Genomic DNA, 14,072 nt, shown 5'->3' with positions numbered 1-14,072 from the left:
TTCCTATTTTTCACTGCCATTAGTATATATATTAGAAAAACAACTGTTTAATGCCTCAGATATTGTATCTCCCAAAAGCCTTATTTCCTCATCAATCGTCTTCGGTGTTACAAAAAAACTCCCCATCCCTCGGTAATCCAGACTTCCAAGAAAGCTCCCTATTTCCTCTTCACTATAGCCCTCCTTTTTCAAGGCCGTCTCCATCCTATCCTCAACAATTGTCGCCGCATCCACCACAGTAGGTACTCCGAGAGCTATTACCGGGATTCCCAAATTTTTTTGATTCAATTCCTTTCGATTATTTCCAACTCCGGCCCCAGGGCTAATGCCTGTATCCGTCAGCTGAATTGTAGTATTCACTCTTTTAAGATTCCGGGCGGCCAAAGCATCCACCACAATTAAAAGATCCGGTTTTGTCTCATGAATAATTCCTTTTAAAATCTCACTGGTTTCCATCCCTGTCTGCCCCATAACCCCCGGTGCAATCGCACTGACACTCTCCATCTCATATTTTTTCTTCAGACTTTCGCCAAATTCCTGTATCAAATGTCTGGTTACAAATAGCTGTTCTACTACATAAGGGCCCAGTGCGTCCGGTGTCATCTCCCGGTTTCCAAGGCCTGCTATCAGGGTCTTTTTTCCAAAAATGCCGCCGGAAAGCTCCTCAAGGTGTTTCTTCACAGCCTTCACCATAGGCTCCTTTGCCTCTTCTCCTTTTTCCTTCAACAGCTCAGATTCTATGGTTATATAAGTTCCCCTGGGTTTTCCCATTGCTCGCTCCCCTTTTTCATCCTTAATTTCCACCCGGGTAATCTCTATTTTTTCTTCCTCCTGCTTTTCTTTTGTTAAAATAACTCCCCGGATTTCCTCCTTATCCTCCGGGAAGCTTTCCCGCATCTCCAATGCCAAATCTGTACGCCACATATTACTACTCCTTTTTTACTTAATATGTGTCATTTTTCCTCTTTTTATTTTACAAAAGAAATAATTTATACTATACTATTTAAAGTGTAATACTATAAATGCAACTTGCAGAAATGAGGTTTCTTATGGAATTAAATTTACTTGATTTTACAAACAGCTCACCTTCTCCTTTCCATGCAGTAGAAAACAGCTGTAACATTTTAAAAAAGGCAGGCTTTGAAGAGCTTGTTTTTTCGGAGGAATGGCATTTAAAAAAAGGCGGCTCTTATTATACCCGTCTCTACGGCACTACTTTGTTCGCTTTTAAAACAGGCACTGCCCTTGATGACAATCATACCTTCCGTTTGGCAGCTGCCCACACCGACTATCCATGTCTTCGGATTAAGCCAAACCCGGAAATGTGTGACAAGGACTATCTTAAGCTGAATGTGTCTGTTTACGGAGGCATGATTCGCCCTACCTGGATGGACCGCCCACTTTCTCTTGCTGGACGGGTTGCCTTAAAGAGCCAGGATATTTTTCACCCTGAAATGCGGCTGGTAGATTTTGACCGCCCACTCCTTACGATTCCAAACCTTGCTGTTCATATGAATCCGGATATCAATAAAGGGCTGGAATTAAATCCGCAGACCGAGCTTACTCCTATTTTAGGTATGCTGACAGAAAACCTGAATAAAGAGCATTTTTTCTTACATCTGCTTGCAGAGGAATTATCTGTTAAGCCTGAGGATATCCTCGATTTTGATTTTTATATTTATAACTGGGAAAAGGGCTGCCCTTTGGGTATAGAAAATGAATTTATTTCTGCTCCAAGACTGGATAATCTTACCTCTGTTATGGGCTGTCTTTCCGGTATTCTGAATAGTGAAAATACCAATACCATTAACGTAATTTCTCTCTATGACAATGAAGAAATCGGTAGCCATACTAAGCAGGGAGCCGATTCTATCATTACCAATGTTCTTCTGGAGAAAATTTATACCTCTCTTGGGTATGCTCCTGAACGAATATACGATACCCTTTTAAAGAGCTTTATGGTGTCCGCAGACGTAGCCCATGGCCTCCACCCGAACTACATCGGAAAATGTGACCCAACCAACCAGCCAAAGCTGGGACAGGGTGTTGTTCTGAAAATTAATCACAGCCAACGGTATGCTACAGATGTAGAAGCCCTTGGTATTATTAAGCAGCTATGCCAAGCTTATCAGGTACCATACCAGGAATTTGTCAACCGCTCTGATATGCCTTGCGGTGGCACACTTGGTTCTATTTCATCTTCCTGGCTTCCTGCCATGACCGTAGATATTGGTATTGCTCTGCTTGCCATGCATTCCTCCCGGGAATTGATGGGAGCTGCTGACCAGAAGGCTATCAATGATTTAATTGCTGCCCTTTTTAACGCCTGATTTTCCGTATAAGTTTCTCTTTTTCGCGTATACTAAGTCTTGTCAGAAAACTGCTATGAAGAAAGGAGAAACTGCTATGCGTTCAGACAGCAAAACCTATGAAGAGGTAGCAAAGAACTGTAGTGCTTTCACACCAAGTAATGATAATGAAAGCTTTTCCAATTCTGTATCCGACACACCGGAAAAGGTGTCCTGTGTAAACTGCCAACATTTTACACAGGATAAATACTGTGAACTGGATTTATATGACCAGATTGTGGTCAACAAAAAGCTGTTTTAAATTGACAAAAGGTGCCGGGATTTGTCCCAGCACCTTTTTATTTTCTTTCACGTTTTTTCTTTTTTGCTGTCGGCTCTGATGCCAGCAGTACAACAGTCCGTTCCGGCACAGTCAGCTGTTTTTTCTCCAACACAGCCTGCTCTGATGTATCCTTGAGAATTTCCCATTTACCACCGCTATTTGGCTTTGGAAGCTCATAGTCATGAGGCTCCCAGTGAAAGTTATAGGCCAGATAAAAATCCCAGTCCCTGTTTACCTTATCTAAAAGTGCATAGTCACCACAGAGCATGATGCCTACAACACGGCTATAGTTGGAATTATCCAGATACCAGGATTTTGTACCATGATAGGAAATATCCGGACAGCCACAGGAAATATAATCTCTTCCTGTAAGCTCTTCCGCCTTATGCAGCATCGGATGCTCCTTTCTAAGGGCAATCAACTCCTTTACAAATAAGAACAACTCCTGGTTTTTCTTTAACTGGTTCCAATTAAGCCAGGAAATCTCATTATCCTGACAGTAGGCATTATTATTGCCCTCCTGACTGTTGCCGAACTCATCTCCAGCTAAAAGCATCGGCGTTCCCTGGCTTAAATACAGTAAAAGCAATGCATTCCTCACCTGCCTTTGACGTAGATTTAAGACCGCCTTTTTCCTGGTTTTTCCTTCTACTCCGCAGTTCCAGCTGTAATTAAAATCTGTACCGTCTCTGCCATTTTCACCGTTTTCTTCATTATGCTTTACATCATAGGATACCAAATCCTGCAAAGTAAAGGTATTAAACTGGGTAATATAATTAACCGAAGCCTTTTTCTCAGGATTATGCCGCATATGATATAAAACAGCTCCTATCTGCCCCTCATCACTTTTTAAAAATCTTCTCATATGCCTAAGAAAGCTTTCATTCGCCTCTGCCAGTACTTTTTTCTTCGGAGCTGCTTCCTTTCCATACACAGCTTCCTCTGCCCAGTTATTTGCCAGAAGCTTCACACTTCCGATAATCGGGTCTGCTGCCAGCACCTGCATCGGTGCTACATTGTCATTGATCCGGAAGCCGTCTACATGGTACTCCAGAATCCAATAACGTAAAACCTCCTGAATCAGCACTGGACTCGTTCCTTCCGGAAAATACATCTCCATCAAAAACAGAATGTTCTCTTCGTGAAGCCTTCTTATCAGCTCCTTAAGCTCTTTCTCAGGATAAGCTGTATCACTGGCATAGGAAGCCTTTGGTACAAGCCAGGCTGCCCGCCTTGTATATCCCCAGTAGTTCAGTCGTCTCTTTTTTTCCTCTGTCTTCTCTTCCAGATTTTGTTTCCCATACCTTTCCAGATGTTCTCTGGTCACATCCTCCAGACCATTCTCCAGTATCTCATCAAAATCATAGACCGGAAGTACCAAAAGTCCATTCACTCCCAGCTCCTTCAAATATGGAATCTTCTCCATGATTCCCTGAAAGGTTCCCTTTCCCTTCACCCCAGAGGATGTATGCTTCGTAAAGCCTCTCACATGAAGCTGATATAAATACAAATTTTCATAAGAAATCTCTGGTGGCACATCCCTTTCCATACCGCCAGCAGCAAAATCAAGACGACCGCGTACACCCTCTTTTCCAACTTTTTTTAAAGAGCTACCCCAGCTTTCATGACCAGAAAGCTTTTTTGCGTAAGGGTCTAAAATTTCTATATCATCATATTGAAGCGTATAATCATACTCCTCCGCCCTCAGCCCCCTGATATAGATAGAGTACAGATTTCCTGTCTGATACTTTTTTTCTGCCGGAATATACTGCCTTTCTCCACTGCTTCTATGATAAAGACAGATACCTGCTTTTTTCCCTTCATAAGCAGCAAAAGTAAACTGCACTCCTCGTCGGTCTGCAACTACCCCAAAAGGAAAAAGTCCACCTTTTTTTAATGAAAATCTATTTTTCTCTACAGTACCCACCTGGTGTACCTCCTGTTTGTCTAATCTATCAAGCTTACTATTTTATGATACCATAGCCAGAAGGTATTTTCCAGTGAATTTTCCTTTTTCCCTTATATCTTCAATATATTTCACCTATTTTCTGTGTTTTTAGGAATTTGTCGTATTTTGTGCCTCAATTTTCTCAGCCAGGTCATTTAAATACACCCAACGTTCCATTTTTTCCTCCAGCTCAGCTTCCCTCACTTCCTTTTCCTTCGTCAGCTCATTAAGCCGTCCTGAATTCGTCGCATTGGAAAGCATATCTGCCTCCAGCCCTTCAATTATCTCCTCCAGTTTTGCAATATCATCATCTATTGTCTCATATTCTTTTTGCTCTTTATAGGAAAACTTAAGCTTTACCGGCTGGTTTTGTTTCCAGTCCCTTTTTCCTGTCCCTTTATCACTTTCTCTGCCCTGGCTGCTTCCCAAACCTTTCCCTGTATTGTTTGTCTGTCCAGCTGTCTTACGCCGTTTCTTTGCTTCCATATAATCGGTGTAGCCACCTTCATATTGTACCAGATGTCCTGCTCCATCAAAAGCAAAAATCCTGTCTGCCACATTATCCAGAAAATAACGGTCATGGGAAGCCATCACTATAATACCAGAGAAAGAATTCAGATAATCCTCTAAAATTGTCAGAGTAGGAATATCAATTTCATTGCTGACCTCATCCATAACAAGAAAATTAGGCCCCGCCTGTAAGATACTCAGAAGATATAATCTTCTTTTCTCTCCTCCGGACAGCTTTCCAATCGGGGAATACTGCATATCCGGTGTAAATAAAAACCGTTCCAGCATTTGAGAAGCTGTAATCCTTCCATCCTTTGTCGGAATGTATTCTGCAATGTTCCTTATATAGTCAATTACCCTCTGGTTATCATCCATATCCGGAACCTCCTGGGCAAAATAGCTCATCCTAATGGTCTCACCCACTTCAATTTCTCCGGAATCCGGCTTCAAAACTCCAGCTATCATCTTCAAAAATGTAGATTTTCCACAGCCATTCGGTCCAATAATTCCAATGCTCTGATTTTTTAAAAATATATAATCAAAATCCTCAATAATTTTCCTTTCTCCAAAGCTCTTGCTGATATGGTGAAGCTCTACAGTTTTCTTTCCCATCCGTGTTTCTACAGATTCCATTTCTACAGCAGCATCCATTACCGGAGTCCTTCCATTCTTTAAGGCCTCCAGCCGTTCTAATCTCGCCCGTTGCTTCGTGGTTCTGGCACGACAGCCTCTTTTGGCCCACTCCAGTTCCATCCGCAGTACACTCTGCCGCTTTCTTTCACTGGCTAGCTCCATCTCTTCTCTCTCTGCCTTAAGCTCTAGAAATTTGGAATAATTGGCTTCGTAAGAATACAGCTTTCCATGACTGATTTCCAAAATTTTGTTGCTTACCTTATCCAGAAAATAGCGGTCATGGGTCACCATAATCACAGTTCCCTTATACCGGTTCAGATAGTCCTCCAGCCAGTTTACCATGGATTCATCCAAATGGTTCGTTGGCTCATCCAGAATCAGCACATCCGAAGGCTCTAAAAGCACTCTCGCCAGGGCTGCCCTTTTTTTCTGTCCACCGGATAAATGCTCCATCTTTTCTGTGTGCTCTGTAATTCCCAATGTATTAAGCATACTTTTAGCTTCACTTTCCATTCCCCAATCTTCCTTTGACTTATCTGCCAGCACAAAGGAAAGTACAGTAGCCCCCTCTTCCATCTCCTGTCTCTGGGAAAGGTAAGCCATTTTCAGATTATTCTGCCGTATCACCTGGCCCTCATCCGGCTCCTCACAGCCTGCAATCATCCGAAGCAGCGTCGTCTTACCGGTTCCATTGATGCCAATAATCCCCAGCTTGTCTCCTGCATGGATTCCACAGGATATATCATCAAAAATCACCTTTTCGCCATAAATTTTACTAATATGTTCTATATTTAAAATATTCATCATCAAAATCCCCCTTTCGCCTTATCTATGATAAGGGATTTTTGATACTTCGTCAATAATAGACTACATGACCAGGTTTTTGTAGAAGAACTGTAAAAATCTTACTTTAAAAACTTTATATATCTGTTATAATAGAGACAGAAATAAAAAGTTTTAACAAAAAGGAGGCTATCGCTATGCTAAAAGCTGTTATTTTTGATATGGATGGTGTAATCATTGACAGCGAGCCAATTCATAATCAGGCTACCATACTTACACTTCAGGAGCTTGGTGTTACTCTTACCATGGACTATCTGAATCAGTTTATAGGCACTACAGCAACCTATATGTTCGACAAAATCCGCGAAGATTATCAGCTTTCTGTAAGTACAGAAGAGCTAATTAACAATGACCGCATAACAGTAAAAAAGCTTTTTGAAAAAGAGGGTATGACTCCACTTCCTGGTGTGATTGAGCTGATAAAGGAATTATCCCACCACGGAGTTAAAATGGCAGTTGCCTCCTCCTCCTCTTTAAAACGGATTGAGGAGGTAACCAAGGCCTTCGGTATACAGAAATATTTTGACAAGCTAGTTTCCGGCCAGGATATAGCACATCCCAAGCCATCCCCTGATATCTTTCAAAAAGCACTTTCCCTGCTTGGCGTAAATCAGAATGAAACCTTAGTTATTGAAGATTCCACTCTGGGAACCCAGGCTGCAAAAGCTGCCTCTATTCCATGTATTGGCTATATGAACCCTAATTCCGGAAATCAGGATTTATTTGCTGCCTTTTTGGTAACAGATGATTTCCATGTTCTAAACTATGCTTTTATGAATAACACTTTGAGCAGATATCTCGGAAAACCAATTACAATTAAGGAAACCCGACGGCTTATCATCCGGGAACTTTCTGTTGAAGATATTAAATCTCTCTACAAAATATATCAGAACCCTGAGGTATGTCTCTATATTGACGGTATGGATGAATACATTGACATTGAAGTTGAAAAACATAAGGCATATATTAAAAATGTCTATGCCTTCTATAACTACGGCCTCTGGGGTGTATTCAGTAAAAATGGCGGTGAGCTCATTGGACGGTGCGGCATTCAGAATCAGGTTATTGATGAGCAGCCTGAAATCGAGCTTGCTTATCTTCTTGACCGAAATCACTGGGGCTATGGATATGCTCTGGAATGCTGCCAGGCCGTTCTCAACTATGCTGCCACAGAGCTTCGCATAACCCGGGTCATTGCCGTCATCGATCGACTGAACACTCGCTCCATCCGGGTAGCCGAACGCCTTGGTATGACCTTTGAAAAGGAGGTTCGCTATCACGGCCGCCACTGCCTTTTATATGTAATCAATCCTGTAGAATCTCTGCATGAAAGAGCAAAAAATGCTGCTGTAAAAAATTATATGAAAAATCCGGATACCTCCGTATATTCAAAAAAATATCAATAACTATCTAAGACTACCACAGGTCAGAAAGCATCTCAAAGCTTTCTGACCTGTTCTGTTATACTGCCTATGGATTTGTAGTTCTATTTGTGCCGTTAGTGGTTGTTCCCTTTCCATTTGTTGTACCATTTGCATTAGTGTTATTGCCGTTGGTGCTATTGCCATTGGTGTTATTGCCGGTCAGACCATTCATTACATCATCTCCAGCTCGTTGAACATCATCGATTAAATCATTGCCTGTCTGCTCGACATCATTAACTAAACCGCCATTTCCATCTGTTGTACCATTGTTATTTGTAGTACCGTTATTATTTCCGGTATTATTTGTGCCTGGTGCAGTTGTATTAGTATTTCCGTTGTTTGTAGTACCATTGGTTGTACCGTTGGTTGTTCCATTATTATTGGTACCCATATTACCACAGCCAGTTAATACAAAAGCAGTAAGACATGCTGTTGCAAGTAACAAATAAAGCTTTTTTTTCATGGAATACTCCTCCTAAATTATATATTTACAAAGGTAGTATTTCCTTTTTATATTCAAATATTCAAAATCTATAAAATTGCCAATGTCCCCTCTACTTTAATCCTTCTGCTTTACCGGGTTGCTATACTCCTGCATAAATTCTCGGAATCTCAAAGGCAGCATTTGCTGCTGTAATTTTTCATTTTTTCTTTCTTGTATCCCTATGGCATCAATAAAATCCTTCCACAGGCACTGCAGATTCTTTTCTCTCTCAGAGAACTCCTGCGATCCCAGCTTTTCCAATAATTCTTCTTTTCCCAAAAGCTCCAGCATAACAAAGGGTGTACCCTTTTTATGTAAGGCTGCCTTTCTCCGCCCGGCTTCATAAATAATCCAATTTTCTTCAGGAAAACGGTCATTAAAGTGTTCTCCCAACAAAACGAGCAAATCATTTACCGGACGAATTTCTGAAAATAAGATGCCATTGGAGAGCTCTGAAAAACGCAAAAAGCCCTGATAATGCTGATACTCTCTCTTAGCATTGCGACTTCGCTCAAATATCGGATGTACATACGGATGAGAAAGCTGTTCCAGGCAACCGCTTCCTACAGAAAAAGCCAGTAGTAAGAAGCGGTAAATATCATCTGCTCTTCCTTCTTTTCCCGAAAGTACACTATAATATACAATCTCAAAGAACTCATGCCCAAGCTTTTTCTCTATAGAATCTACTACCTTAAATGCCTTCTGTCTATCCGTCTCTATCTTTCTATATTCGCAAAAAAGCTCTGGTCCTGTAATTTCTTTTTCAATCTCCACACGGACATTTCTATGCCCCAGTCTGCTGCTCCAAGCATCATAGATTCCGGTAAATATACCATCCATGGTATCCTCACACACAAAAATTGTCACATCAAAGCATCCTTCCTGTACTTACTTTAAAATCATCAAATAAATTCAACTGTCGGTAAGCTCCCCTACCACCGACTCCCTCCGGCAGTTTTTCCTTTATATCCAGCATATGGTTTAAAATATAGTCTTCCTCTATCTTTACCGGGAAAAGCATCTTTCCACTGCAGGTAATAAAATACAGAGCTCTTTTCAATACTACTCCCATTTTTTTAATATCATTAAAATCAAGAGATGCCGTTTTTCTCGCCATTACAATCCGCTGTGCAGAATTCACTCCAATCCCTGGCACTCTGAGAAGGGTATAATAATCTGCTTTGTTGATTTCCACGGGAAACCTCTCCAGATGTCCCAGAGCCCAGTTACACTTTGGGTCCAACAAAACGTTAAAATTAGGCTGTTTTTCATTTAAAAGCTCGGAAGCCTCAAAGCCATAGAACCTTAAAAGCCAGTCTGCCTGATATAAGCGATGCTCACGCAGCAACGGCGGTCCATCCTCCAATACCGGCAGACTACTGTCCATCGTTGTATTTACAAAGGCAGAATAAAATACTCTTTTTAAGCTAAATTTCTGATAAAGAGTCTCCGCTACCTTTAAAATCTGGTAATCACTCTCCGGTGTCGCTCCTATAATCATCTGACTGCTCTGTCCAGCTGGTACAAAAAGCTTTTTTCCCTGGCGTAGTGCAGGCAGTTTTTCCTCTCTCAAGGCTGGCGACTGTTTCCTAAAATCCTCCAGGCAGTAGCGGTTTTCCTGCACTCCCAGCTGTATCTGCCTCATCGGCTTCAAAATATGTCTTCGTTTTTTGTTAGGAGCCAGGTGTTCCAGACTCTCTGCCGTCGGCAGCTCAAGATTGACACTCATACGATCTGCCAAAAATCCTGCCCGCTGAATCAAAAGCGGGTCAGCTCCGGGAATTGCCTTTACATGAATATAACCATTAAAATGATACTCATTCCTCAGAAGGGAAAGCGTGTCACACAACTGTTCCATCGTGTAATCCGGGTTTTTTATAATACCTGAGCTTAAGAAAAGTCCCTCTATATAATTCCTTCGGTAAAAATCAATCGTAAGTTCTGCTACCTCTCTCGGAGTAAAAGAAGCACGTGCTACGTCATTACTTCTGCGATTGATACAATACTTGCAGTCAAAAATACACTCATTGGTAAAAAGAATCTTCAACAGAGAAATACAACGTCCATCCACCGCAAAAGCATGACAGATACCGGCGGCAGATGCGTTTCCTATCATCCCACCTTTTCCTTTCCGGTTCACACCGCTGGAAGTACAGGCAACATCATACTTTGCCGCATCTGAAAGAATCTGTAGCTTTTCTGACATATCCAACTCTGTTTTTGCAAAAATCATATCTTTCCCACCCATCGAACGAATTCACCAAACATTTGTTTGTTTTTATAATACCATACATATGTTTGTTTGTAAAGACTTGTTTTTCTAAAAATTTTGTTTATAATAAAGCTTAGATATTACGCAGGGGGAAAGTTTCCATGTCCAGACAAATCGACCGATTTTTTTTAATTGCTCTTTCTGCTGCTTTATATTATTTGGCAGACAGCAGTATTCATATTCTCATACCAGCAGCTGTTACTACAGTTCTTTGTGTACTGAACTCACTCATAAAGAATCCTGTTTTTCAATGCTTTACTTTTATTGGTTTTCTGACTCTTTGTATACCACTGCCGCTATTTTCGATTTTTCTTCCTGTATTTTTTTATGATATGCTGCAGACTGTTTTTCGATGGATGGTTTTATTATTTCCAGTGGTTATTTTTTTCATCTGGGAACAGCTTCCATTTTCCATTTTTCTCCTGAATTCCTTTTTTCTGCTTCTGTCCTTTCTTTTGGCAAAAAAACAGGAAACTATTGAAATGGTTGCTCAGGATTATGAAACCTTCCGAAAGACCTCTCAGGAGCTTACACAGGCGCAGGAAGAAAAAAGCCGTAGCCTTTTAGAAAACCAGGACTATGAAATCCGCACTGCCACTTTAAAAGAACGTAACCGTATTTCCAGAGAAATCCATGACCATGTCGGTCATGTACTTTCCCGCTCTCTGCTTCAGATAGGAGCCCTGATGACCCTGGAAAAAGACCCTGTTATCCTGGAAGGTCTTTCTGATTTGAAGGCCTCTATTTCTGAAGGTATGGACAGTATCCGTGCTACGATTCATGATATACATGATGAATCCATTGATTTAAAAACCAGTCTTGAGGAACTAATCTGTGATTTTTCCTTCTGTCCTGCAAAGCTTGCCTATGAGCTTTCCTTCCAGCCACAGATAAAGCTTCGATACTGCTTTATTGCCCTTGTAAAAGAAGGCCTCACCAATGCCATCAAGCATTCTAATGCAACAGAGGTTTCTGTTCTTTTAAAGGAGGAGCCTGGACAGTATCATTTAGAGATTTTTGATAACGGTACTCTTACATCGGAAAACAAATTAAAGCTTATAAAAGCCCAAGCCCGTAATGAGTACAGTGATGGACTTGGACTTCAGAGTATGTATGACCGTGTACGGAGCTTTCATGGCACCTTCCAGTTGAATCTGAACGACGGTTTTAAGCTAATAGCTATCATTCCAAAGGAGGTTATAGAACATGAGAATATTACTGATTGACGATGATAAGCTGGTCTGCAGCTCTCTAAAGACAATTCTTTCTGCTGATCCTGAGATTGAAGTGGTCGGCATGGGATATAATGGCGAAGATGCAGTTTCTCTCTATCAGAGTCTGCTTCCCGATATTCTTCTTATGGATATTCGCATGGAGGTTATGAGCGGACTCGAAGCTGGCGAAAAAATCCTATCTGTCTATCCTGACGCTCGCATTTTATATCTGACAACCTTTCTTGATGACGAATATATTATCAGAGCATTAAATATCGGAGCCAAAGGATATATGCTTAAGCAGGACTTTGACAGTATTCTTTCGGCTCTGAAAGCAGTTTATCTTGGACACAATATTTACGGTACAGAAATTGTAAATAAGCTCCCAGAACTGCTTTCTCAGACAGAAAAACAGTTCTGTTATGAGGATTATGATATTTCTGAAAAAGAATATGAAATTATCTGCGAAATTGCAGAAGGACTTTCCAATAAAGAAATTGCAGAAAAGCTCTGCCTGAGTGAGGGCACGATACGAAACTATATCAGTTTAATTTTAGAAAAGCTTTGTCTTAGAGATCGTACCCAGATTGCAATTTTTTATTATAAGCACCATTAATTTTCCACCTCTACCATGATGTAAAAGCCCCTGTCGTTTTCTTCGACTTCTTTTACAGTTCCTTTGGTAGAGAGGATTCTGTCTTTTGTCTTATAACATCCAGACATAGCTATTGTAGGCTCAATAATATAATACCAACTTCCCGGAGAGAAACGTTCGGTAATCCTTACCTCTTCTCCCGGCTTTACAAGTCCTGGCCGTTCCATTTTAAATCTTTCCACACGCATACCTTATCTCCTATAGAAAAAACAGAAGTGCTGCAAAATGCAACACTTCTGTGAAGAATTTATAAGCTTTCGATGGGACTCGAACCCACGACCCACGCATTACGAATGCGTTGCTCTACCAACTGAGCCACGAAAGCACTGCTCTACTATTATACTCAATTTCTTTTCTTTTTGCAAGTAATATTTATATTTTTCGAGCATTTTTTACTCCAAATAGCCTGCTTTCAAGCTTCTCATTTAAAAACTAATTATAATACCACCATCATTTGCATACAGAGTACTAACACCAGCAGTATCCACGATAATACTATCCTTAAAGCCTGCTCGCTTCATAATCTCATCCCTTACAAATGTAGCAAGTTCATAATTGTTACAGTGTGCCACACCAAGAATCTTTTTCTCTGGACGAATTGCCTTTTCTGCTGCTAATTCTGCCATTTTAACCAATGCTTTTTTCATACCACGGGTCTGATCTAATTGTATAATCGTTCCCTCTGGTGTTGCTCCCATTACCGGCTTAATATTCAGCACATTAGCTAACAAAGCCTTAATATTCGATAAACGCCCATTCTTGCGAAGATTCTCTAAATCCTCCAGTACAAACATGGTATCCTGCTCATCCCGGAACTTACATACTTCCTCCACTACTTTTTCAAATGGAAGACCCACTTCGGCAAGCTCCTTTATCTTCATGGCCAGCAGGGTCTGACCTACAGACGCTGATTTTGAATCAATAATAGCAATATTTTTCGTTTCCTGCTCAAGATACATCTGTCTTGCAACCTCAGCACTATTATAAGAACCACTCAATTGGGAAGATAACGTAACTACATAAATATCATCTGCCTTATCAAAAAGATCCATATACGCCTCCGGTGCCGGGCAAGCTGACTTTGGTGAGTCTGGATAAGCCTTCATCTTTTCTATAAATAAGCTCTGATTAAAGTTTTCATCATCTACAAAGGTGTCTGCTCCAATCTCAAGAGTAAGCGGCACCAGCTTATATTCTCCCGATTCTTTTTGCTCTTTCGTCAAATCTGTGCAGCTATCTCCTATAATCTGATATGACATAAAAAACATCCTCCTGTAAAAGCTTTTACTAGCTAACGTAGTATTGATTACTATATATAATAGCATATTACCTTTCTCCAGTCAATAAAAGATACCACTTTTATTAAGAAATCTTATTCTTTTGAAAAAAGCACTTGCAAAATATGGATTTTACGGTAAAATAAGACTTGATATGCATATAGACAATATAAATTGAAAG

Annotated in this window: 13 protein-coding genes and 1 tRNA gene; 5 read left to right on the top strand and 9 right to left on the bottom strand. The window is 40.7% G+C overall.

What is annotated here, in order from left to right; translation table 11 throughout:
• Positions 1-3 precede the first annotated feature (3 nt).
• Positions 4-924: a GPR endopeptidase gene (gene gpr / locus ASU35_RS16710; protein ID WP_058354110.1), complete on the bottom strand. Its 921-nt coding sequence runs from the start codon at positions 922-924 to the stop codon at positions 4-6.
• Positions 925-1,049: 125 nt separating this feature from the next.
• Here gpr and ASU35_RS16705 point away from each other — a divergent pair, with 125 nt between their 5' ends.
• Complete coding sequence (locus ASU35_RS16705) at positions 1,050-2,330, top strand: M18 family aminopeptidase (RefSeq protein ID WP_242861312.1); 1,281 nt, start codon at positions 1,050-1,052, stop codon at positions 2,328-2,330.
• Positions 2,331-2,406: 76 nt separating this feature from the next.
• Entirely contained in the window at positions 2,407-2,610 is a 204-nt protein-coding gene (locus tag ASU35_RS16700) for a hypothetical protein (protein ID WP_058354109.1), read from the top strand.
• A gap of 37 nt (positions 2,611-2,647) precedes the next feature.
• On the opposite strand, the gene ASU35_RS16695 is transcribed toward ASU35_RS16700, so the two are convergent.
• Positions 2,648-4,558: an alpha-amylase family glycosyl hydrolase gene (locus ASU35_RS16695; protein ID WP_058354108.1), complete on the bottom strand. Its 1,911-nt coding sequence runs from the start codon at positions 4,556-4,558 to the stop codon at positions 2,648-2,650.
• Between the two features lie 129 nt (positions 4,559-4,687).
• Positions 4,688-6,526 carry an ABC-F family ATP-binding cassette domain-containing protein gene (locus tag ASU35_RS16690; protein ID WP_058354159.1) on the bottom strand — a complete coding sequence of 613 codons (1,839 nt, stop codon included), beginning with the start codon at positions 6,524-6,526 and terminating at the stop codon, positions 4,688-4,690.
• A gap of 176 nt (positions 6,527-6,702) precedes the next feature.
• Here ASU35_RS16690 and ASU35_RS16685 point away from each other — a divergent pair, with 176 nt between their 5' ends.
• Positions 6,703-7,971 carry a GNAT family N-acetyltransferase gene (locus ASU35_RS16685; protein ID WP_058354107.1) on the top strand — a complete coding sequence of 423 codons (1,269 nt, stop codon included), beginning with the start codon at positions 6,703-6,705 and terminating at the stop codon, positions 7,969-7,971.
• Between the two features lie 64 nt (positions 7,972-8,035).
• Here the strand turns inward: ASU35_RS16685 and ASU35_RS16680 are convergent, their stop codons facing one another.
• From ASU35_RS16680 to ASU35_RS16670, 3 genes are all read right to left on the bottom strand, one after another.
• Positions 8,036-8,452, bottom strand: a complete 417-nt coding sequence (locus ASU35_RS16680; protein ID WP_058354106.1) for a hypothetical protein — start codon at positions 8,450-8,452, stop codon at positions 8,036-8,038.
• Between the two features lie 96 nt (positions 8,453-8,548).
• Complete coding sequence (locus tag ASU35_RS16675; protein WP_058354105.1) at positions 8,549-9,340, bottom strand: TIGR03915 family putative DNA repair protein; 792 nt, start codon at positions 9,338-9,340, stop codon at positions 8,549-8,551.
• Between the two features lies 1 nt (position 9,341).
• Complete coding sequence (locus tag ASU35_RS16670) at positions 9,342-10,706, bottom strand: putative DNA modification/repair radical SAM protein (protein ID WP_058354158.1); 1,365 nt, start codon at positions 10,704-10,706, stop codon at positions 9,342-9,344.
• Between the two features lie 140 nt (positions 10,707-10,846).
• On the opposite strand from ASU35_RS16670, the gene ASU35_RS16665 reads away from it, so the two are divergent.
• Both ASU35_RS16665 and ASU35_RS16660 read left to right on the top strand, forming a co-directional pair.
• Positions 10,847-11,971, top strand: a complete 1,125-nt coding sequence (locus ASU35_RS16665) for a sensor histidine kinase (protein ID WP_058354104.1) — start codon at positions 10,847-10,849, stop codon at positions 11,969-11,971.
• Positions 11,952-12,575: a response regulator transcription factor gene (locus ASU35_RS16660; RefSeq protein ID WP_058354103.1), complete on the top strand. Its 624-nt coding sequence runs from the start codon at positions 11,952-11,954 to the stop codon at positions 12,573-12,575. Before ASU35_RS16665 ends, ASU35_RS16660 begins: the two co-directional genes overlap by 20 nt.
• Here the strand turns inward: ASU35_RS16660 and ASU35_RS16655 are convergent.
• The 3 genes from ASU35_RS16655 to ASU35_RS16645 form a co-directional block, all read right to left on the bottom strand.
• Positions 12,572-12,802, bottom strand: a complete 231-nt coding sequence (locus ASU35_RS16655; protein WP_058354102.1) for a hypothetical protein — start codon at positions 12,800-12,802, stop codon at positions 12,572-12,574. The genes ASU35_RS16660 and ASU35_RS16655 overlap by 4 nt on opposite strands.
• Before the next feature lie 64 nt (positions 12,803-12,866).
• Positions 12,867-12,939: transfer RNA gene (locus ASU35_RS16650), tRNA-Thr, on the bottom strand.
• Between the two features lie 100 nt (positions 12,940-13,039).
• Complete coding sequence (locus tag ASU35_RS16645; protein WP_058354101.1) at positions 13,040-13,873, bottom strand: DegV family protein; 834 nt, start codon at positions 13,871-13,873, stop codon at positions 13,040-13,042.
• Between the last annotated feature and the right edge of the window lie 199 nt (positions 13,874-14,072).

The sequence above is a fragment of the Acetivibrio ethanolgignens genome, assembly GCF_001461035.1.
Taxonomy (GTDB): domain Bacteria; phylum Bacillota; class Clostridia; order Lachnospirales; family Lachnospiraceae; genus Velocimicrobium; species Velocimicrobium ethanolgignens.
This window is presented reverse-complemented; position numbering and strand designations above follow the sequence as displayed.

Excerpts from the sequence above, each read along its gene's own strand:
- gpr (WP_058354110.1), bottom strand. The coding sequence starts at position 924 with ATGTGGCGTACAGATTTGGCATTGGAGATGCGGGAAAGCTTCCCGGAG.
- ASU35_RS16705 (WP_242861312.1), top strand. The coding sequence starts at position 1,050 with ATGGAATTAAATTTACTTGATTTTACAAACAGCTCACCTTCTCCTTTC.
- ASU35_RS16700 (WP_058354109.1), top strand. The coding sequence starts at position 2,407 with ATGCGTTCAGACAGCAAAACCTATGAAGAGGTAGCAAAGAACTGTAGT.
- ASU35_RS16690 (WP_058354159.1), bottom strand. The coding sequence starts at position 6,526 with ATGAATATTTTAAATATAGAACATATTAGTAAAATTTATGGCGAAAAG.
- ASU35_RS16685 (WP_058354107.1), top strand. The coding sequence starts at position 6,703 with ATGCTAAAAGCTGTTATTTTTGATATGGATGGTGTAATCATTGACAGC.
- ASU35_RS16680 (WP_058354106.1), bottom strand. The coding sequence starts at position 8,452 with ATGAAAAAAAAGCTTTATTTGTTACTTGCAACAGCATGTCTTACTGCT.
- ASU35_RS16670 (WP_058354158.1), bottom strand. The coding sequence starts at position 10,706 with ATGATTTTTGCAAAAACAGAGTTGGATATGTCAGAAAAGCTACAGATT.
- ASU35_RS16665 (WP_058354104.1), top strand. The coding sequence starts at position 10,847 with ATGTCCAGACAAATCGACCGATTTTTTTTAATTGCTCTTTCTGCTGCT.
- ASU35_RS16660 (WP_058354103.1), top strand. The coding sequence starts at position 11,952 with ATGAGAATATTACTGATTGACGATGATAAGCTGGTCTGCAGCTCTCTA.
- ASU35_RS16655 (WP_058354102.1), bottom strand. The coding sequence starts at position 12,802 with ATGCGTGTGGAAAGATTTAAAATGGAACGGCCAGGACTTGTAAAGCCG.
- ASU35_RS16645 (WP_058354101.1), bottom strand. The coding sequence starts at position 13,873 with ATGTCATATCAGATTATAGGAGATAGCTGCACAGATTTGACGAAAGAG.